At 57.7% G+C, this 18,855-nt stretch carries 14 protein-coding genes and 2 pseudogenes; 11 read left to right on the top strand and 5 right to left on the bottom strand.

Annotation, left to right across the window (positions count from 1 at the left end; all coding sequences use genetic code 11):
• Position 1: 1 nt before the first annotated feature.
• Both PVA01S_RS18070 and PVA01S_RS18065 read right to left on the bottom strand, forming a co-directional pair.
• Positions 2 to 454 carry a MarR family winged helix-turn-helix transcriptional regulator gene (locus PVA01S_RS18070; protein ID WP_230876201.1) on the bottom strand — a complete coding sequence of 151 codons (453 nt, stop codon included), beginning with the start codon at positions 452 to 454 and terminating at the stop codon, positions 2 to 4.
• Positions 455 to 570: 116 nt separating this feature from the next.
• Entirely contained in the window at positions 571 to 1,074 is a 504-nt protein-coding gene (locus tag PVA01S_RS18065; RefSeq protein ID WP_127608764.1) for an HPP family protein, read from the bottom strand.
• 140 nt (positions 1,075 to 1,214) lie between these two features.
• On the opposite strand from PVA01S_RS18065, the gene PVA01S_RS18060 reads away from it, so the two are divergent.
• From PVA01S_RS18060 to PVA01S_RS18020, 10 genes and pseudogenes are all read left to right on the top strand, one after another.
• Entirely contained in the window at positions 1,215 to 2,129 is a 915-nt protein-coding gene (locus tag PVA01S_RS18060; protein WP_230876200.1) for a LysR family transcriptional regulator, read from the top strand.
• A gap of 79 nt (positions 2,130 to 2,208) precedes the next feature.
• Positions 2,209 to 2,829, top strand: a pseudogene (uptA, locus tag PVA01S_RS27305) (undecaprenyl phosphate transporter UptA); the annotation flags it as partial.
• Positions 2,830 to 2,877: 48 nt separating this feature from the next.
• Positions 2,878 to 3,363: pseudogene (locus tag PVA01S_RS27300) on the top strand (nuclease-related domain-containing protein); the annotation flags it as partial.
• 117 nt (positions 3,364 to 3,480) lie between these two features.
• Positions 3,481 to 4,047, top strand: a complete 567-nt coding sequence (locus PVA01S_RS18050) for a thioredoxin family protein (RefSeq protein WP_054800338.1) — start codon at positions 3,481 to 3,483, stop codon at positions 4,045 to 4,047.
• A 10-nt stretch (positions 4,048 to 4,057) separates the two neighbouring features.
• Positions 4,058 to 4,699 (top strand): MBL fold metallo-hydrolase, encoded by a 642-nt coding sequence (locus tag PVA01S_RS18045; protein ID WP_127608762.1) that lies wholly within the window; start codon positions 4,058 to 4,060, stop codon positions 4,697 to 4,699.
• A 420-nt stretch (positions 4,700 to 5,119) separates the two neighbouring features.
• On the top strand, positions 5,120 to 5,383 hold the full coding sequence (locus PVA01S_RS18040; RefSeq protein ID WP_054798302.1) for a hypothetical protein: 264 nt from the start codon (positions 5,120 to 5,122) through the stop codon (positions 5,381 to 5,383).
• 293 nt (positions 5,384 to 5,676) lie between these two features.
• Complete coding sequence (locus PVA01S_RS18035) at positions 5,677 to 6,849, top strand: YhgE/Pip domain-containing protein (protein ID WP_127608761.1); 1,173 nt, start codon at positions 5,677 to 5,679, stop codon at positions 6,847 to 6,849.
• A gap of 82 nt (positions 6,850 to 6,931) precedes the next feature.
• Positions 6,932 to 7,531 (top strand): TetR family transcriptional regulator, encoded by a 600-nt coding sequence (locus PVA01S_RS18030; protein ID WP_127608760.1) that lies wholly within the window; start codon positions 6,932 to 6,934, stop codon positions 7,529 to 7,531.
• A gap of 67 nt (positions 7,532 to 7,598) precedes the next feature.
• Positions 7,599 to 7,847 carry a hypothetical protein gene (locus PVA01S_RS18025; protein ID WP_155615048.1) on the top strand — a complete coding sequence of 83 codons (249 nt, stop codon included), beginning with the start codon at positions 7,599 to 7,601 and terminating at the stop codon, positions 7,845 to 7,847.
• Positions 7,848 to 8,315: 468 nt separating this feature from the next.
• Positions 8,316 to 14,357, top strand: coding sequence for an alpha-amylase family glycosyl hydrolase (locus PVA01S_RS18020; protein ID WP_127608759.1), 6,042 nt, complete (start codon positions 8,316 to 8,318; stop codon positions 14,355 to 14,357).
• Between the two features lie 131 nt (positions 14,358 to 14,488).
• Here PVA01S_RS18020 and PVA01S_RS18015 read toward each other — a convergent pair whose 3' ends face one another.
• From PVA01S_RS18015 to PVA01S_RS18005, 3 genes are all read right to left on the bottom strand, one after another.
• On the bottom strand, positions 14,489 to 15,886 hold the full coding sequence (locus PVA01S_RS18015; RefSeq protein ID WP_127608758.1) for an ABC transporter substrate-binding protein: 1,398 nt from the start codon (positions 15,884 to 15,886) through the stop codon (positions 14,489 to 14,491).
• A 93-nt stretch (positions 15,887 to 15,979) separates the two neighbouring features.
• Positions 15,980 to 16,804, bottom strand: coding sequence for a carbohydrate ABC transporter permease (locus PVA01S_RS18010; RefSeq protein WP_054798304.1), 825 nt, complete (start codon positions 16,802 to 16,804; stop codon positions 15,980 to 15,982).
• Positions 16,801 to 17,763, bottom strand: coding sequence for a carbohydrate ABC transporter permease (locus PVA01S_RS18005; protein ID WP_127608757.1), 963 nt, complete (start codon positions 17,761 to 17,763; stop codon positions 16,801 to 16,803). The genes PVA01S_RS18010 and PVA01S_RS18005 overlap by 4 nt, the downstream gene beginning before the upstream one ends.
• Positions 17,764 to 18,035: 272 nt before the next feature.
• On the opposite strand from PVA01S_RS18005, the gene PVA01S_RS18000 reads away from it, so the two are divergent.
• A partial coding sequence (locus PVA01S_RS18000; RefSeq protein ID WP_164751886.1) for a serine/threonine-protein kinase occupies positions 18,036 to 18,855 on the top strand: 820 nt, incomplete at its 3' end.

Below are 18,855 nucleotides of genomic sequence, written 5' to 3'. Positions count from 1 at the left end.
GTTAGGCCTCCTGTTGTTGATGCAGCGCGTCAAGCTGTCGATGCAGCTGCAGGTGCGTTTCGCGGAACCGGGCAAGCTCTTCGGCATCAAGGCCGGCAAAAATTTCCGCCAGCGTCGCTTTCTCGAGCGGCAGCAGCACGTCAAGTCGTTCCCGGCCGAGCGGGGTCAAATAGACGAGGAACGACCGGCGGTCCGCTGCGCTCATTTCTTTATGGACAAGCCCCTTGCGAATGAGGCAGTCGAGAATGCGGGCCGTCGTCGGCTGATCTTTCACCGTGCGCGCGGCGATTTCCTTCTGGCTGATTCCGTCCTGCTCAGCCAACCGGCAAAGCACCGAAAACTGTTCCGTCGTAATGTCGTATTCTTTAAACCGCGCGGCGAGGATGCCGACCATCTTGCGGTACGTTTGCCCGATCAAAAAGCCCATCGACAGAGTCGGATTCTCAGATGACAAAGCTGTACACCTCCTCCCATATAAATAATTGCTATGACAATTATATGTGCAACAATCGAAAATGTAAATAGCCCTGCTTCCCGAAGGCGAAGCAGGGCTATTCGCGCGGTACGCCGTTACCGCCACCGCTGCGGATACGGCCGCCGCAGGAGGCGGTGAAACGCCCAGGCAACGGCGACGATCAGCGCGGACCCGAGCAAAGCGGGGGTCCAGAGGAAGCTCCATGCGGCGCCTCCCAGCATGACGACGAGCGGATCGGCGCCGGCGGGCGGGTGCAGCGTCCGGGTCAGCTGCATCAGCGTGATGGCAAGTCCGACGCCGAGCGCGGCCGACCAGGCGTGGAAACCGACCGTATGCTGCAGCGCCAGCCCGATCGCGGTGCTGAGCAGGTGACCGCCGACGATGCTGCGCGGCTGCGCCAAGGGGCTGCCCGGCAGTGCGAAAGCGAGCACGCACGAAGCGCCAAGCGGCGCCATCAGCAGCAGAGCGCCGCTCCATGCGCCGAGCTGTACGATGGCGAAGATGGCGGCGAAAGCGCCGAGGCCTGGCGCGAGGAAGGCGAGCGCTCGACGCAAGGGCGAGCTTTTGGAAGTGGAAGCGTCAGAGGCAGAGGTAGTCATGCAGCAGGCTCCTTTACGAATCGAGTCGGATAGGTTTGAAACGATGATACGTTTATGCTAGCATGAGACAGATGGATTTGAATAACGAATGATTATGATATCTGGTATTTGTAAATTCGATGGGTAAACGAGGTGGGCGGATGTTGCTGGACCGGTTGGAGGGGCGTTTTTTTCGCACGTTTATCGCGGTGTTGGAGGAGCGCAGTATAAGTAAAGCGGCGGCAAGGCTGGGCTATGTACAGTCTACCGTAACGACGCAAGTCCGGCTGCTCGAGGAAAGCGTCGGACAGCGGTTGTTCGATCGGCTTCCCCGCGGGGTCGAACCGACTGAGGCGGGGCGTAAGCTGGAGGCGTATGCGTACCGGTTTTTGCAGCTCGGCGCGGAGCTGGAAGAAGGCTTGGCGGAGCACGGCGAGCCGCGCGGCGTCGTACGCTTGCAGGTGTTGGAGTCGTTCGGGGCGTCTTATTTATGGGACGCGCTGCAATCCTTTTTCATCAAGTATCCGCACATCGACGTCCAGATCGCTGCCGGATTTCAGGCGGACACGCTCGAGGCGCTGCGCGACCGTCGCATCGATCTGGGACTCATTCCGGGACTGGGGGAGGAAGGATGGACTGATATGGAGTTTGAACCGGTCGCCCGCGACGAGCTCATCTGGGTGGCCTCGCCGGAACGAGCCGAGCGGATTCGGGCCAAGGGGTGGGGAGGGGCGGCGGACGCCCGGCTGGTCGGGTTCGGCAGCCGCTGCATGTACACGTCCGAGGCGGAGTCGCTATTGAGCGGGGAAGCCGCCCGTGCGATGGGGCGCGCCGAGTTTGCTTCGCTGGACATGATCAAGCAAGCGGTGCGCAGCGGCTGGGGGATCGCTTTCGTTCCCCGTTCCGGGGTGAGTCGGGAGCTGGCCGCCGGGACGCTATCGGCGTGCGCTCCGCTCGGGAAGAAGGAGATCACACACGGGCTCGTGCATCTGAAACAGCGAACGCCGCGTCGTCCCGTGAATTTGCTGCGCGCCCATATCGCGGGCTGCGGTCTGAACAGGCTTATGATAGAATAAGATAGGCTTGAGAGAGACAAGAGCGGCAAGCTAACCTATATTTCGGAAAATCATAGGGAGAGGAAGAGGCTGTGAGGTCATGAGTGAGCTATTGCATAACTTGATTACTACGGCGCTTCATTTTATTGAAGGGCTGGGCGTATGGGGCATTCTGCTCGGACTCGCCCTGGAGGTCATCCCGAGCGAGATTGTGCTCGCCTACGGCGGTTTCCTGGTGTCCCGCGGCCAAGTGTCGCTGGTCGGCGCCATTGTATTCGGCACGATCGGCTGCATGCTGCAGCAATTGATCTTGTATGGGCTCGGACGTTACGGCGGTCGTCCGGTGCTTGACAAATTCGGCAAGTATTTGCATCTGAAGAAAAAACATCTCGATATTGCGGAAAATTGGTTTAACCGATACGGGCCCGGTATGGTCTTCCTGGCGCGCTTCGTGCCGGTGCTGCGTCAAGCGATTTCGATTCCCGCCGGAATGGCGCGGATGCCGGTTTGGAAGTTTCTGTTTTTCACGCTGCTGGGGACCATTCCATGGGCGATTTTGTTTGTCTATTTAGGACAGGCGCTTGGCGACAATTGGGAACAGATCGATGAAGTGGCCGCTCCTTATGTGAAGCCTTCGTTATATGGGGCGATCGCGCTTGCCTTGCTTTATTTTGTTTGGAAATGGCTCATTCGCCGGGCGGCGCGTCGTCGTGAGGGGAGCGGGACGGCTCCGGCTGCACCGGCTAAAGAACTCAGCGATGGAGAGCATGCCACAGCTCATCAATTGAAGTACATCGGAGGCGAATACCGCATCCTTCACGGCCTCCGGGTCAAGGGCGGCGGCTCGCAGCAGCAGATCGGCCATATTGTCATCGGGCCCAACGGCGTCTTTCATATCGAATCGAATCATGCATCGGGCGAGATTCGATTCGACGAGAGCAGTCTCGGCCGGGCGCAAACGAATGCACTTCGCGACGGCACCGGCGAGGCCGGCAGACAAGATCCGACGGTGCATTTGTACCGGCACGAGCGCGTCTTGAAAGAGCTGCTGAAGGAGCATAAGCTGCGTGCGGACGTCGTGGGCATCGTCTGCTTCACCCATCCGGACAGTCAGTTGATCGGCTCAAGTCCCGCCTTTGCGACGTTGAAAGCGGACAGGCTCGTGCAGCATATTAAGACCTATCGCCCGACCCGGACGCTCAGTCCGGCAGACGTCGCTTCCATCGAACGCCTGATTACCGAAAACAGCCGGTAAGAGGCGTTCTCCGGGTTCCCTCGCTCCCAGCGATTTTACGCAGATCATTTGGAGCAAGGGAACTTTTTTTGGTACAATAATCCATAGCAACACCTAATCAAGGAGGATGAAGCCGAGATGAGCAAAAATTTGAGCAGCAAGCTGCGCAAAGGATTGTCGCCCGAGCAGTTTATAAGCGGGATGACGAAAAACCAGGAGAAGTTCAAAGAGTGGTACGACGCGTTCACGTGGGAGAACGAGGCGGACAAAGAGTTTTTCGAATCGCTCAACAACCGTGACGATTTGCACTGCCTGATTTTGGCGGCCGATTGGTGCGGCGACGTTGTACGCAACGTGCCTGCAGTATTCCGCGCGCTTGAAATTTCCGGCATTCCGACCGAGGTGCTGATTAAAGAAGAGCATCCGGACGTGATGGCCGACTTCCTGACGATGGGCGGCGAAGCGATTCCGATCGTCATTTTTACCGATTTCAGCGGGTTCGTGCTCGGCCATTGGGGACCGCGTCCGGCGCACGTGCAAGCGGTTATGAACAAGTTCAAGCAGGAAAACCCGGACCGTGAAGCCCCGGATTATCAAGATAAAATCAAAGTCGCGCGCGAAGAGATGGTCCGCCAGTACGGCGAAGGCACCGGTTACCAGACGGTCATCGTGAAAGAGCTTCGCGAGCTGCTGTCCACGTTCTAAGGCGCCGGCTATGGAACAAAAACCGGTTTTGAAGGTGGAAGCATTCTCGCTTGGACCGCTGCAGACGAATGCCTATCTGCTCACCGTTGCCGGCGTGAACAAGGGCGTCGTCATCGACCCCGGAATGAACCCCGGACCGCTGTTGAAACGGATCGGCGATCTGGAGATCGAGGCGATTCTGCTGACGCACGCCCACTTCGATCATATCGGAGGCGTGGACGAACTGCGGCGCAGCAAAGGCTGTCCGGTCTATCTGCATGATGCGGAGAGCGACTGGCTCACCGATCCGAAGCGGAACGGCTCGGCGCGGTGGCCCGAGCTTGGCGCGCCGATTACGACCGATCCGGCCGAGCACGGGCTTGACGACGGCCAGCGGCTGACGCTGCTGGAAGGAGTTACCTTCCAGGTGTTCCATACGCCGGGCCATTCGCCGGGCAGCGTCAGCTTCCTGTACGGCAACCAGCTGTTCGGTGGCGACGTGCTGTTCAAGCTGTCCGTCGGCCGCACCGATTTGCCGGGCGGCAGTCAGCGCGACCTGATGGATTCGATCCATGGCAAGCTGTTCGATCTGCCGGACGATACGATCGTCTACCCGGGACACGGCCCGAAGACGACGATCGGTTACGAGCGGGAGCATAACCCGTACGTATAGATAAGGCAACAAGAACCCCTTCCTTCGAGGGGTTCTTTTCGGTTTATAAACCGGGGGAGACGAGAGGAGGGGCCGCCTGCCGTTCTGCCGCTCTGCCGCTCGCAGCGGTCCGAACAACTGTTGCTGACGAGTTCCGGGGCGCCCGAACCCTCCTGTTTGGCGATGCCGAGGCAAGCGGGCGGTATGCGCCCTTCACGCCGCCCGCCGGTTCCTGCGGTTTGCCCGATTTGGCAGTTTCGGCGCAGGGCGGGAGTCCAATTTTCCAGACATGGGTGAATACCGTGATCCGCAAACGTGGAAGGCCATAGACTGATGATGTGTTCGAGAGGAACACCTGACTATGACGGTCCGCCCGGACCTGGACCACCGCCTGCATGCATTCACGGCGGCTCCGCCAAATATTACGGAGGTGTTTATCCTATGGAAAAGTATCAACCGTTCGCTATGCCGGCCCCAATGCCAGCTCCAATGCCAGCTCCGATGCCTATGGCCGTTTCTCCGGTCGAAATGCCGGAGCCGATGTACGGCGCTCCGATCAACGTTCATTATGAAGAAGTTAACATTTACGCGCCGAAGAAACACCACCACCATCATCATCACGGAGGCCTGTGGCCGTCTACCGCGATCATCCTGGTGCTGTACATCCTGCTCGTCATCGTTCTCCGCAGCTCGTTCCGCGGTTGACCCCGCCGGCTGACGGCGGTTTGGCCTTAAGAGCGGCCTGCTGCTGAAGCCAAGGTCACAAGGCTCCCTGCGTTAGATCTTCGGGGAGCCTTGCGGAAGGCCTTGGCCGATAGGTCCGGGTTCTATCTATGCCCTTCCATGAACGCCTTCCCCTTATGCCTGTTTTGCCCCCAGGAAAAAGCTTGAAAACATCGTTGACAAAGAAATTTCTCCCGCCTATAATTTAAACAAACGTTTAATTTAAACAAATGTTTAAGTTAAACATCCTATACATAGATAAGGGAGAGATTGTCATGCTGCAAGCGTTACAAGCTTATTTTAAAAAGCCCGCAACCGTCATCGGTATTGCTACTGCCATGATGTTCCAAATCATTTTCAGCCTGATTTGGATGACTGGATACAACGGAGTAACCGACAACGTCAACCAGTTGAAAATTGCTGTCGTCAACGAAGACCCCGCAATGGGGGCCAACATTGTCGAACAGCTTGCCGGCAGCCTGCCTTTCCAGCTCGTGAAAGAGAGTTCGCTCGACCAAGCCCAAGACAAGCTGAACGAGCGTGAAGTGCAGATGGTGCTTCACCTGCCCGCCGACCTCTCCAAGCAGCTGCAGGCGCAAGGACAGCAGGCCGAAATCCGGTACGTCATTAACGAATCGAATCCTGCGTTGATCAAAAGCATGATGCAAAGCGTAGCATCCGGCGTAACCGCCGCCGTTAATAAAGAAGCGACGGTCGCAGGCGCGGAAGCGGTGTTGAAGCAGGCGAAAGTTCCGGCACCGCAAGCGCAGGCAATCGCTCAAGGCATTACCGATAAAGTGAAGTCGAACATTGCCTATACGAACACGGTTCAAGGCATGAACAACCAAATGGTGCCGATGATGATGGTGCTCGCGTCTTTCGTTGGCGCCATGATTATGGGGATGAACGTGCAGCAGGCCACGATGCAGCTCGGGCCGGACTTTTCCCGATGGAGCAAATTCGGCGCGCGCGTCGTGATTAACCTCGCATCCTCCGTCGTTATTGCCTTGATCGGCACGTCCCTGGTTGTCGCGATGGGCGGGCAGCACGCCGGCGGATTTGTTTCCGTATGGCTGTTTCAGGCGCTGTTTCTCATGACGTTCATGTTCTTCTCGCAGATGTTCCTGATCATTTTCGGGATGGCCGGCATGTTGTTTAATATCGCGATGTTATCCGTGCAGCTCGTATCGTCCGGCGCCATGGTGCCGCGAGAATTGCTCGGAAGCTTCTATCACAGCTTCAGCCAGTACTTGCCGGCGACCTATGCGGTGGAGGGCGGCATGAACTTGCTGTTCGGCGGTCCGAGCGCGGCCGGGGATGCGGGAGCGCTTGCCTGCATTCTCCTCGTGTGCGCCGCGGCCGGCTTGCTTGCCACCGGCTTGCGTAAAGAAAGCAACAAGCCGAACGAGGCGGCTGTAAAGACCGGCGAACCGGTTCCCGCTCGCTAAGGATACCGCTTCAGGCCTTGCGATTCGTGTCCATTCGTTCCATAATGAAGAAACAACTGTCCCCAGAGAAGGAGAATGCGGCATGGCTGCAGCCGAATCCGAAATGAAAATGCGTATCCTGCTCGCCGCCAAAAAGCTGTTTGCCAAACAGGGCTTTGACGGCACGAGCGTTAGACAAATATGCGAGGAAGCCGGTGCGAACGTCGCGCTCGTCTCGTATTATTTCGGCGGGAAGGAGAACGTGTTTCGGGCGCTGTTCGAGAACTTTTTTCCCGGCCAACGGATGTCGGAATACGAGACGCTGTTGAAAGATCCCGTGGAAGGGCTTCGGCTGCTCGTCACCGAGGTGATCATGTTCGGCATGGAGGATATCGAGTTCAGCACGATTTTACAGCAGGAGCTGGAGATGCGCTCGGCGCGCACCGAGATCGTGACTTCCTTCACGGCGCCGATTTGGCGTAAAGCGCGCGAGCTGCTGGAGCAAGGCCGTGCGCAGGGCGTCTTTCAGTTCGATTCGTTGGACCATGCCTGGATGTTCGTCATGGGAGCGGCGTTAGCTCATAAAAAAATTATCAACTACGCCTCCATGCTGTCGGAAAGCGAACTCGATCCGGAACAGACGGCCAGTCAGACGGTCAAATACATTTTCGCGGCGTTTCGCCCCAGCGGGACATCCGCCTAAGCCAAACCGGGCTTTTACCGCATAAGATACAGCATCCGACAATCCGAATAAGCGAAGGGTGATGGATATGGTGAGCAGGTTGCCGGGCTTAATCCGGAACGTGAACGAAGGATTGGATGAACTGCTGGTTGCGATGGATAAAGTCCATACGATCTGGCAATCGGCCGAGCAGATGTCCCCGGTCTTCAAGCAGCTGGCTAACGTGGTGGCCGACGTTCAAGCGGCCGTCGCCAGACCGAAGCAGAAGGCGGTACGACTAAGCCGTACGAATGGACGTAAGCGTCGAAGCGGCCGTTCCCGCGTGCCGCGGTATTAACACGTAGTAAGGCATTGGCGCGATAGCGGCAGATGGATAAGGAGATGGGCGTTTGCCCATCTCCTTATTTTTGTGCCCGTAGAAGGCAGCGCGCCAAAGAGGTGAGTACATCAACATTTTCACCCCAAACGATCAATTTTTTCCGCTTACGGCGCATGAAGCGAAGTGTTAAGATGAAAATAAAACCCAATATTTGGTAGATTGAGCAAACGTTTACATCATGCTGTGCGCATAACAATTCTCGCGTTTGCACGGGTTCTGAACCCTTTAATGCTTGCCGGTTATGCGCCAAAGGGGCCAATAACGCCCTTCTTTCCCGCCACGCTTCGATCCTGCTGCGAAAGGACCGGAAGCGGGTTGCGTGTACGGCCCGCCCGAACGGACAAGAAGACCCGCACCACCCGGTATCTACGCGGTTAACCATGCCGCGCCTGGATATAAACGTACATAAAGGAGGTTCATGAAGTCATGTCATTCCTGCAAAGCAAACGCAGCCTGAGAGGGGTTGCCGTCCTGACGATCGCGCTTATGCTGTTTCAGGCGCTGTTCGGACTGACGGTCGGTCCAGCGAGGGCGGCAGCAGCCATTACCGCCGACGAGCTGACGGATCAGCCGGGAGGGACGACGAAGTGGGTGGTCGTCGGAAGCTTCCAGGGCTGGTCGAACGATTCGGCAGAGACTCGGATGAAACATTTGGTAGGGGACTTCTACCAGTATTCCCGCGTGTTCGAAGCAGGCAGCTACGAATTCAAGCTGGTGCGAAGCGGCACCTGGGACGGATTCAGCCACAACGGCAACAATTTTTCCTTCTCGCTTGCCGAGACGACGAAGGTTAACTTTTACATCAACGAAGCCATCGGCGAGGCTCGCATTTCGCTGCCGAACGTGCAGGGGCTGACGCAGTATGTGCCTGCGCTCTCACAAGCCCAGTGGCCGAGGCTGGTGGGCAATCTGCAAACGCTGTGGGGCGAGAGCGAGTGGTCTCCAAGCGAGGCGAAGCAATTTTTCGTCGATTATAACTTTAACGGCACCGTGTACAAGCTCCAACGCACGTTCCCGGCCGGTTCGTACGAAGCCAAAGTTAATTTCAGCGACAGCTGGAACGGCAACGATTACGGCGCTAACGGCCAAAATGTTAAACTCGTCACGATCGACCCGGCGGAGGTCACCTTCACGATCGACTATGCTGCGGCGAACAAAACGCTGACGCACGATTACGTGCCCAAGGAAGGCACTTTCGACGGCGACATCCAGAAGGATCAGCTCGCCTTCGACAGCCGCTCGGTTACTTACAAAAAGCCGTTCGGCGCCATTGCCGCCGGCGAGCAGGACGTGACGCTGCGGATGGCCGCCAAGCGCGATGACGTGCAGACGGCGAAAGCCGAGCTGACCGCGCCCGACGGGCTCTCGACCTCGTATGCGATGCGGCGGGTGACAAGCGTTGAAGACAAGGACTATTTTGAAATCACCGTTCCGAAAAGCGCTTTCGCCGGTAAAATCGGAATCTGGGGTTATAAGTTCATTCTTATCGACGGTTCGACCAAAACGGAGTATGGCGACGACGGCAGCCGCGGCGGAGCCGGTGCGGTCAGCGACGAAGGCGCAATCCCTTACGACTTGACCGTTTACGATCCGCATTACCGCACGCCGGATTGGATCAAGCATGCGGTCGTCTATCAAATTTTCCCGGACCGTTTCTTTGACGGGAGCGAGGCGAACAACCGGGCGAAGCTGCTGGACGGCGCGCGCGGAGCGAACCGTCCGGAGTATGCGACGAGCAAGAACGGCCAGAAGCTGCAGTACTTCGACGGCGGCGTGGGCAGCGATCCGGCGGCCGATCAAGTATGGGGCGAGTGGTCCGACATGCCGGAAAATCCGGACCGCCTCAAGCCGGAGAACGCGCCTTACTATCCGGACGCGAGGTCCGACGGCGCGTGGACGAATGAATTTTACGGCGGCGACATTCAAGGCATCCTGCAGAAGCTTCAATACTTAAAGTCGCTCGGCATTACGGCGGTGTACTTGAACCCGGTCGCTTGGGCCGCATCCAACCATAAATACGATGCCACCGATTATAAGCACCTCGATCCGATGTTCGGGGAGCCGGTATACCTTATACCGGGTGATCCGAAGTCCGGGCTCGATTATGTGAAGACGCGCGAAGCGTCCGATCAGGTGTTTCAAAACTTTACGAAAGCGGCCCGCGAGGCCGGCATTAAAGTCATCAACGACGGCGTGTTTAACCATGTCGGCGACGATTCGATTTATTTCGACAGGTATGAGAAATACCCGGAGATCGGGGCCTACGAATATTGGGCGAAGGTGTACGACAAGATGAACGGCGAAGGGAAAGCGCGGGCCGACGCGGAAGCGGAGGTGCGGGCTTCCTTCACAAGCCGCATCAATCCGATGACCGGCGCGAACTACAGCTGGCCGGACGATTTCCGGTACGTCAGCTGGTTTACTGTCTTGAACGAGAAGGTGAAAAACCGGGATGACGACGGGCTTCACTATAAATATGACGCTTGGTGGGGCTACGACTCGCTGCCGGTTATGGATGCGAAAGAGCCGCAAACGACGCCTACGGAGTATTTGCCGGCGGATACGTTGTCCATTCCGGGACAGCATGAGTGGAATAACATCGATTACCGCGATCATGTGATCGGGTACGATCTTACCGGGCGTTCCGATGCGTCCGCACAGCAGCAGATGCAGGCCGTCGGCTCGCAGCGCTGGCTGTGGATGGGGACGACAGGCTGGCGGCTGGACGTAGCCCCGGACGTATCCGGAGGCACGTGGGCGAAGTTCCGCCAGGCGGTTAAATCCACCGCCGGACGCACGGACGCGAATGGCAGCAAGATCGAAGATCCCGTGCTGATCGGCGAAGAGTGGGGCGTGGCGACGCGTTATTTGCTGGGCGACCAGTTCGACTCGGTGATGAATTACCGGTTCCGCGGAGCGATCCAAAACTTCATCGCTTCCGGTAACGCGGACAATTTGAATCAGGCTTTGGAGTCGATTCGCGAGGATTACCCGCAGGAAGCGTGGCAGGCGATGATGAACCTTGTGGGCTCGCATGACACGACGCGCTCGATTACGAAGTACGACCATCCGGAGTGGGAGGAGGAGCACCTGGCGATGGCGCCGGAAGCGAGCGCTAACGCGTTGAAGCAGCAGGGGCTGACCGCTATTTTCCAGATGGGCTATCCAGGGGCTCCGACGATCTATTACGGCGACGAGGTTGGCGTAACGGGGACGAAGGACCCGGATTCCCGCCGGGCGTTCCCTTGGGAACGCGTGACGGCCGAGGGAGACGGCGGTTTTAAGGGCAATGGAGCGTACCAAGAGCTGTTCGGGATCTATCAAAAGGCGGCGCAGATCCGAAACAGCGAATCCGTCTTCCGCACCGGCGAAATCATGACGGCTTACGCCAAGGACGATGTGATCGCTTATGCCCGCAAAAATGAAGCGAAAGGCGCGATGCTGGTCATCAACCGCAGCCATGCGGAACGCACGATCGAGGCCGACGTGGCCGGGTTTCTGCCGAACGGATTGGTCCTGAGCGACCGCCTGCACGGTCAAGTGGAGAGCACGGTGACCGGCGGGAAGCTGACGCTCACGATTCCGGCCCAAACCGGCCTGATGATGGTGTCGACGGTTAATCTGCAAACGGTGCCGCAGGTAACCGGCGTGACGGCGCAAGGGCAAGACGGACGCGTCGAAATCGGGTGGTCGGCGGTGCCGGGCGCTGAAAGCTACCAAGTGTATCGCGCCGCCATCGAGGGCGGATCGCTCACCATGGTCGGCACGGCGAACGGACTCGCGTATACCGACGTGAACGTTACCAATGGGACCAAATATTACTACGCGGTGACCGCGAAGATCGGCGCCGGCGAAAGCTTCCTAAGCGAAATGTCGGCCGCCACGCCGGCTTACACGATTACGGGCGTCGATACGCCGTCTGCGGTGACGAATGCGGTGTATCTTGGCGTCGGGAAGACGACCGGTAAAATTACGGTTGATCTGAGCGTCAGCGGTCTCACCGATAATCCGGTATACGCCGGCAAAGAGGCGCCGAACTTGATTGCGCGGCTCGGCTATTACAAGGACGGCGCCGATCCGGCGGACGCTCTGGAGACAAAGCTCCGTTACGAAGCCGATAACGGCGGCGCGAAGACGTATTGGGCGTCGTTCGAACCGACGGAATCCGGGGAATACCGTTATTTTGCGAAAGCTTCGACCGATAACGGGGAACGCTTTACCGTTTCGCCTACGGTGACGCTGCAGGTTTATGCCGATCCATACGACGTCGTGCCGCCGTCGGCGCCGGTATTGGCTGACTTCACGGTGGAGTCGAACCGGGCGCATGTGAAATGGACGGCTTCGGATGCGACGGCGGCGGGTTACGAGGTGTACCGGAAGTCCGTGACGGATGCGGTTTACCGGAAGATCGCGACGCTGGATGCGGCAGCGACGAGCTACATCGATTATACGGTCAGCAACGATACGGCGTATACGTATCAAGTGGCTGCTTACGATTTGGCTTACAATCGGGCGTTCTCCGCCGAAAAATCGGTCACCCCGCGCTTGGTCATGGTGGATGTGACGCTGCGTTTGCAAATACCGGGCTACACGCCGACGAGCGACGATATTTATTTGGCGGGCAGCTTGAACGGATGGAATGTCAGCGGCACGAAGCTGCAGGTGCCGAGCGGAGCGACGGACCGCAATGTCGTTGAATATTCGTTCAAAATGATGGCCGGCAAAACGATCGAGTACAAATATACGCGCGGCTCCTGGGATACCGAGGCGTTTACGAGCCACAGCCGTGTGGCGAACGATACGTCCGATTACGGCAACTGGGCGTACAGCTCCACCGATACGAACATGAAGCTGACCATTGCGAATCAGGGCGATAATCGAATGACCGTCAACGACTACGTCCTGCGCTGGGTCGATATGCCGATGATGATTTCGATGCCGCGCATATCGTACGGGGACGATATCGTATTCTCGACGGCGGAAGAGAACGTGAAGCTGAAGGCGGTCGTACCTTATGGGGTGGCTTTCACGATTAACGATCAACCGATTGAGCAGGGGGCGATGGATGCCTACGGGAACGTGGAAATTCCGGCGCTTGCGCTGAAGCAGGGCTTGAATGAGTTCGTGCTGCACATCGAACCGACAGAAGCGACGCTCAATCTGCCTTGGTATACGGACAAAGGGCGTAAAAGCCAGGCGACGAAAACGATCAACATGAAGGTGACGCGTACGTCGGGAACGACACCGGGGCCGGGTAACGGCGGACAAAACCCCGATACAGGCGATGACGATGGAGGAACCGGCGGGGCCGTTAGCGGTAGTGTCGGCAGCCCTAACCAACAAGGCGGCGAGCGGAAAGTGGTTGGCGAAGAAGCGCTCCGCGGTGGAACCGATCGGGTAACCGTAGAGCTTGGAGCGAAGCAGAACGAAGTGCTGCTTCCGGCGACAGCGGCCGACGTGGTCGGTACGAAGCTGCTGGAGATCAAGAGCGGGAACGTATCGCTGCTGCTGCCTCCGGCTTTGTTGAAGGAGCTGCAGCGGCTGATTCCGACGACGGAATTAGCGGCGGGCGCGAATATATGGATCCAAGTGAAGGAAGTGGATGCGGCGTCCGCGAATGCGCAGGTCGCACAAGGCGCGTCGGGGTCGGGCGCCGACGTGAAGCTGGCGGGCAAGGTGTACGCTTTCGGGCTGTCAGTGGTGACGAAGGACGGCAAGGCTCTGACCCTCGAACGGTTCGAGCAGCCGGTGACACTGGTGTTCGATGTGGATCCTGCCGCGGATAAGAAGCTTGCCGGGATCTATTACATCGACGATCGGGGCCGTCTCGAGTATATCGGCGGTGCTTGGGAGAACGGACGGCTGAAGGCCGACGCGTACCATTTCAGCAGCTACTCGGTGCTTGAATATGACAAGTCGTTTGACGATTTGAGCGCGGAGCATTGGGCGGGCGGTACGATTCGGGAGCTGGCGGCGAAACATGTGATTGACGGGGTGAGCGATCGTCTGTTTGCTCCGGAACAACCTGTTACCCGCGCCCAATTTGCAGCCATGCTCGTACGGGCATTAGGAGTAAGGCCCGCCAAAGATGCATCCGCTGTACCGTTTAAGGATGTTGACCGTGCAGCCTGGTACGCTTCGAGCGTAGCTGCCGCCTATAGCCGCGGTCTCGTGAGCGGGCGGGACGAAGCGGTGTTTGCGCCGGACGAACAAATTACGCGGGAAGAGATGGCGGTCATGATCGTCCGCGCTTATGAAGCGACAACGAACGCGAAAGCGCCGGAAGCGGACGCTGGTGAAGCATCGTTCCTGGATGCGAAGCTTATCAGCCCGTGGGCGGCCGCTTCCGTGCAAGCCGGTGCGGCGCTCTCGCTGCTCGCGGGCCGGGCTGACGGCGTGTACGATCCGCAGGGCACGACAACCCGCGCCGAGAGCGCGCAGGCGCTGTGGAATTTACGGAATCGATAGCTGCGATTGCGGCGAGTCGCCTATAGCGAACGAAGCCGTGAGCGGATCAGCAACGGTAGCCCGAATTCAAAAATCCCCCGTCCGAACCTTAGGGCCCGACGGGGGATTTTTGTGCGGTTTCCTATCTAAAGTTACTTGCTCACCGTCTTGTTGTACGTGCCGATCTTGCCGCTGATTTCCTTGGCGGCGCCCTCGAGCGCTTCCTTCGGCTGCTTTTTGCCGTTGAGCGCTTCTTCGATGGCGCCTTCGGTCAATTGGCGGGCTTCCGGGAATACGCCCATGACCGCGCCTTGCGTCGCTAAATTTGCTTTCGTCGCGTGCAGCTGGTCGACGGCCGTTTGGAATTGCGGGTACTTCGTCAGGTTGTCTTTGACGATTTGCTCGTCATACGCTTTTTTCGTAATCGGGAAGTAGCCGGTGTTCACGTGCCAATACGCCTGCTGCTTCGCATCAGCCAAAAATTTGATAAACTCCCAAGCGCCCTGCTGTTCGGCTTCGGAACGGTTGTTCAAAATGTACAGGCTGGCGCCGCCGACGATCACCCCGCCGTCCTTCGCGCCGGACGGCTTCGGCAGGAAGCCGGTGCCGACTTGGAACTTCCCTTCGGCGGAATTGACGATGCCGCGCAAGGAAGCGGTGGAGTCCAGTGTCATCGCAATTTGACCGGCAGCGAACGCTTTTTTCGTATCGTCGGTTTTGCGGCCGAGATTCAGCATCGTTTTGTCGTCGACCATCTGCTTCCACCAGGTAAGCGTCTTGACCCCGGCGTCTCCGGCAAGCAGCGATTCCGTAGCCAGGCTCGTACGTCCGTTGCCGTTGTTCAGCAGCTCTGCGCCTTGGTTCGCGAAGAACTGCTCCATGAACCAGCCGTAGATCGCGAACGATCCGCCCGCTTTGCCGTCCTTCGTCAGCTTCTTCGCCGCATCGGCGAGCTCTTCGTACGTGGCCGGCGGTTTCTCCGGATCGAGCCCTGCAGCCTTGAACATATCCTTGTTGTAGTAGAGGATCGGGTTGGACGTGTTGAACGGCATCGAATACAGCTTGCCGTCGACCCGGTAGTAATTCAAGATATTTTCTTCCAGTGAAGAAACGTCATATTTATCTTTATCGATAAAAGTTTGCACAGGAGTAATCGCTTTGGAGTCGATCATGAAACGGCTGCCGATTTCGTACACTTGGATGAGCGCCGGACCGCTTTTGGAATCCATGGACGCTTTCATTTTGTTCAAGCTTTCATCGTAAGTGCCTTGGAATACCGCTTCGACGACGACGTTTTTCTGTGATGCGTTAAAGTCGGAGACCAGCTTGTCCGCCGCTTTGCCCAGCTCGCCGCCCATCGAATGCCACCAGACGACTTTAACCGGCTGGTTTGTTGGAGCCGCATCCTTCTTTGTGCTATCGGCTGCGGGTTTTTCGGAATTTGTTGCCGTTCCCCCGGAAGGTGCCGTCGTGCCGCCACAAGCCGCCGTCAGCGCCATCATGCCGGATAGCACAAGGGGCAGCGTCGTTTTCGCGTTCAGAAGCTTCATAATGATTGTTTCTCTCCTTTTATAAGCTTTTATATAGAGGACGGGGGTTCGGATGGGAACCCGTCGCGCTATTTCACCGAGATCGTGCGCCTGTCAGCCTTTCAACGCGCCGGCGGTCATCCCGCCGACAAGCTGCTTCAATCCGAGCGCCAGCAGCAGCAGCGAAGGCAGCAGCACCATGACGACACCGGCGAGCACCAGGTTCCACGAGGTCATCTCTTCGAATTGCAGCATGCTGATGCCGATTTGCACCGTGCGTCTTTCCACGCCGTTCGTGACGAGCAGCGGCCATAAGTACATGTTCCAATGCGTTAAAAAGGAGTACACGCCAAGCGTCGCCAGCGCCGGTTTGGACAAGGGAAGCACGAGCATCGCAAAGCTGCGCAGATGGCCGCAGCCGTCGATTTTGGCCGCCTCGAACAATTCCTTGGGCAGTTGAAGGAACCATTGGCGCAGCAGGAACGTGCCGAACGCCGTTGCGAGGAAGGGGACGATCAGCGCTTGATACGTATCGAGCCAGCCCCAGCTTTTGACCGTGAGGTAGTTCGGAATGATCGTCACTTCCCACGGAATCATCATCGTCGATAAGAACAAGGTGAACAGCAGCGCTTTTCCGTAAAAGCGCAAGTACGCGAACGCGTAAGCGGCCAGACTTGCGGTGAGCAGCTGTCCGATCATGATCGCGCTGGAAACGAGAAAGCTGTTGAGAATGAAGCTTCCGACGGGAATAAGCGCCAGGGCTTCTGTGAAATTCGCCAGGTTGAGGCCGCTCGGCAGCAGCCGGGGCGGGTACGCGACCGATTCGGAATCCGTCATCATGGAGGCGGAGAACGTGTACGCGATCGGGAAAATCACAACCGCTGCGGCAGCGGACAACAGCCCGTAGGACAATAGCCGATGAAAGACGCGCTGTATCATTGATAATGCACCTTCTTTTCAAAAAACCTGAATTGGACGACGGTTAAAATTAAAATGATCACAAACAGCACCAGCGCCTGCGCGCTGCCGATCCCGAACCGGAAGTTGACGAACGCATCGCGGTAAATGTTGAATACGATGACGTCCGTGCTGTTCATCGGACCGCCTTTGGTCAGGAGGTGAATTTGACCGAACGATTGAAAAGCACCGATTACAGAGACGATGGCCGTAAAAAATAACGTAGGCGATACAAGCGGCAGGGTAATGCGGACGAAGGTACGAAGCGGACCGGAACCGTCGATTTTCGCGCTGTCGTATATTTCTTCCGGCACGCTCTGCAAACCGCTCAGCAGCACGATGTAGGTGAAGCCGAGGTTCATCCAAACGGTCATGATCGAGACGGAAACCAACGCCCAAGCCGGATCGGACAGCCACCGGACAGGCTCGAGGTCAAGCAGGGTCAGGAAGTAATTCAGCATGCCGAGCGTCGGGTGGTACAGCATCATCCAGATGACGGAGCCCGTGCCGACCGATATCGCGACCGGAAGGGAGAAGACGAAGCGGAACGCCTTTATGCCGCGCAGCTTCTGATGGGAGAGAGCGGCCAGCAGCAGAGCGACCGCGATGCCTGTAGGAACCGTCAGCAAAGTGAAGGAGAGGGTCACCTTCAAGCTTGAGTAAAACAGCTCGGACGAAAACAGTTCTTTGAAGTTGTCCAAGCCGGCAAATGCGGCCACGCGTCCGCGCGGATCGGTTAACTGGAAACTGAGATAGACCGACTTCAGCAAAGGGTAAAACAGAAAAACTGCGAACAGCGCAAGCGAAGGAGCCAGAAAAACGTAGGCGAGCGCATTCTCCTTGAAGGCAAGGGCGCGAGCACTGTGCCGCTTGCTGGCGGCCGATATCGATTGCCGGCGGATCGACCTGCGCATCATCGCATCATTTTCCGATAAAGACATGACGGTACCTCCTAGCGAACTGGTTAGAACGTTCTAAGTATAACGAGCGTGTGTTAACGATAAATCAGAGGGATGTAAATGTTTTATGGAGCAGCGCCAAAGATTTACATGTTCTTAACCAAATTTCGACGGAATTTGAGCTTGCTTTTCTGGGAAAATTATGATAATTTATTAACAAAATCCATATGATGTGTGCGGAAGAACCGCCTGATCCATGCTTTAGCTGCGTGGATGGGGCGGTTTTTTGTCATGGCCCGATAGGAGGTGAAGCCGTGGAGGGACAGCCGCAAGGTTTGACAAAAGGGGACATTTTGGCCGGGAGATATCGAATCGCGTCGGCGATCGGCAGCGGCGGGATGAGCCGTGTGCTGCTGGCCGAGGATTTGAAGCTGACCGGCAAACGTTGGGCGGTCAAGGAGATGTACACCGGTCTTGAAGGGCCTCGGCGATCTGCGCTCCGTCAGGCGATGCTGCTTGAAGCGGAAACGATGAGCCGGCTTGCGCATCCGAGTCTTCCGGATATCGTCGATGTCGTACCGGTCAATGCAGGCGGATTTCTGTACCTCGTGATGGATTTTATCGAAGGGGAGACGCTGGAGGAGCGGTTCTCCCGGCAAGGCAGCCGGATGGAAGCGGGACAGGTCGTTCAGCTTGCCATGCAGCTGTGCGGTCTGCTCGATTATTTGCACTCGATCCGGCCGGAGCCGGTCATCCACCGCGATCTGAAGCCGTCCAATCTGATGATCGATCCGAGCGGGCGGGTGCGGTTGATCGATTTCGGCACGGCCCGCCGCTACAAGCCCGAGAGGACGGCGGATACGGTGAACCTCGGCACGATAGGGTTCGCCGCGCCGGAGCAGTTCGACGGCCGCCAAAGCGATCCGCGTACCGATTTGTATGGCTTGGGCGCGCTGATGTATTACCTGCTGAGCGGCGGCATTCACTACACGGCGCAGCGGATGCCGGAGCGGAGCTTGCCGGCGGATTTGGCGCCGGTCGTGCTCAAGCTGCTGCGCGCCAGCCCCGCCGAGCGGTACGCGGACGCCCGCGAGACGGAGGCGGCGCTGCGCGATTGGCTGGCGGCGCAGCGCA

The sequence above is a fragment of the Paenibacillus validus NBRC 15382 genome (genome assembly GCF_004000985.1).
In the GTDB taxonomy this organism is placed as follows: domain Bacteria; phylum Bacillota; class Bacilli; order Paenibacillales; family NBRC-103111; genus Paenibacillus_G; species Paenibacillus_G validus.
Note: the sequence above shows the minus strand (reverse complement) of the source record. Positions and strands in the feature narration are given on the sequence as shown.

What these genes read in the sequence shown, in the direction of transcription:
- PVA01S_RS18010 (WP_054798304.1), bottom strand. Translation starts at nt 16,804, where the DNA reads ATGATACAGCGCGTCTTTCATCGGCTATTGTCCTACGGGCTGTTGTCC.
- PVA01S_RS18040 (WP_054798302.1), top strand. Translation starts at nt 5,120, where the DNA reads ATGGAAAAGTATCAACCGTTCGCTATGCCGGCCCCAATGCCAGCTCCA.
- PVA01S_RS18045 (WP_127608762.1), top strand. Translation starts at nt 4,058, where the DNA reads ATGGAACAAAAACCGGTTTTGAAGGTGGAAGCATTCTCGCTTGGACCG.
- PVA01S_RS18035 (WP_127608761.1), top strand. Translation starts at nt 5,677, where the DNA reads ATGCTGCAAGCGTTACAAGCTTATTTTAAAAAGCCCGCAACCGTCATC.
- PVA01S_RS18030 (WP_127608760.1), top strand. Translation starts at nt 6,932, where the DNA reads ATGGCTGCAGCCGAATCCGAAATGAAAATGCGTATCCTGCTCGCCGCC.
- PVA01S_RS18025 (WP_155615048.1), top strand. Translation starts at nt 7,599, where the DNA reads ATGGTGAGCAGGTTGCCGGGCTTAATCCGGAACGTGAACGAAGGATTG.
- PVA01S_RS18065 (WP_127608764.1), bottom strand. Translation starts at nt 1,074, where the DNA reads ATGACTACCTCTGCCTCTGACGCTTCCACTTCCAAAAGCTCGCCCTTG.
- PVA01S_RS18020 (WP_127608759.1), top strand. Translation starts at nt 8,316, where the DNA reads ATGTCATTCCTGCAAAGCAAACGCAGCCTGAGAGGGGTTGCCGTCCTG.
- PVA01S_RS18050 (WP_054800338.1), top strand. Translation starts at nt 3,481, where the DNA reads ATGAGCAAAAATTTGAGCAGCAAGCTGCGCAAAGGATTGTCGCCCGAG.
- PVA01S_RS18005 (WP_127608757.1), bottom strand. Translation starts at nt 17,763, where the DNA reads ATGTCTTTATCGGAAAATGATGCGATGATGCGCAGGTCGATCCGCCGG.
- PVA01S_RS18015 (WP_127608758.1), bottom strand. Translation starts at nt 15,886, where the DNA reads ATGAAGCTTCTGAACGCGAAAACGACGCTGCCCCTTGTGCTATCCGGC.
- PVA01S_RS18060 (WP_230876200.1), top strand. Translation starts at nt 1,215, where the DNA reads ATGTTGCTGGACCGGTTGGAGGGGCGTTTTTTTCGCACGTTTATCGCG.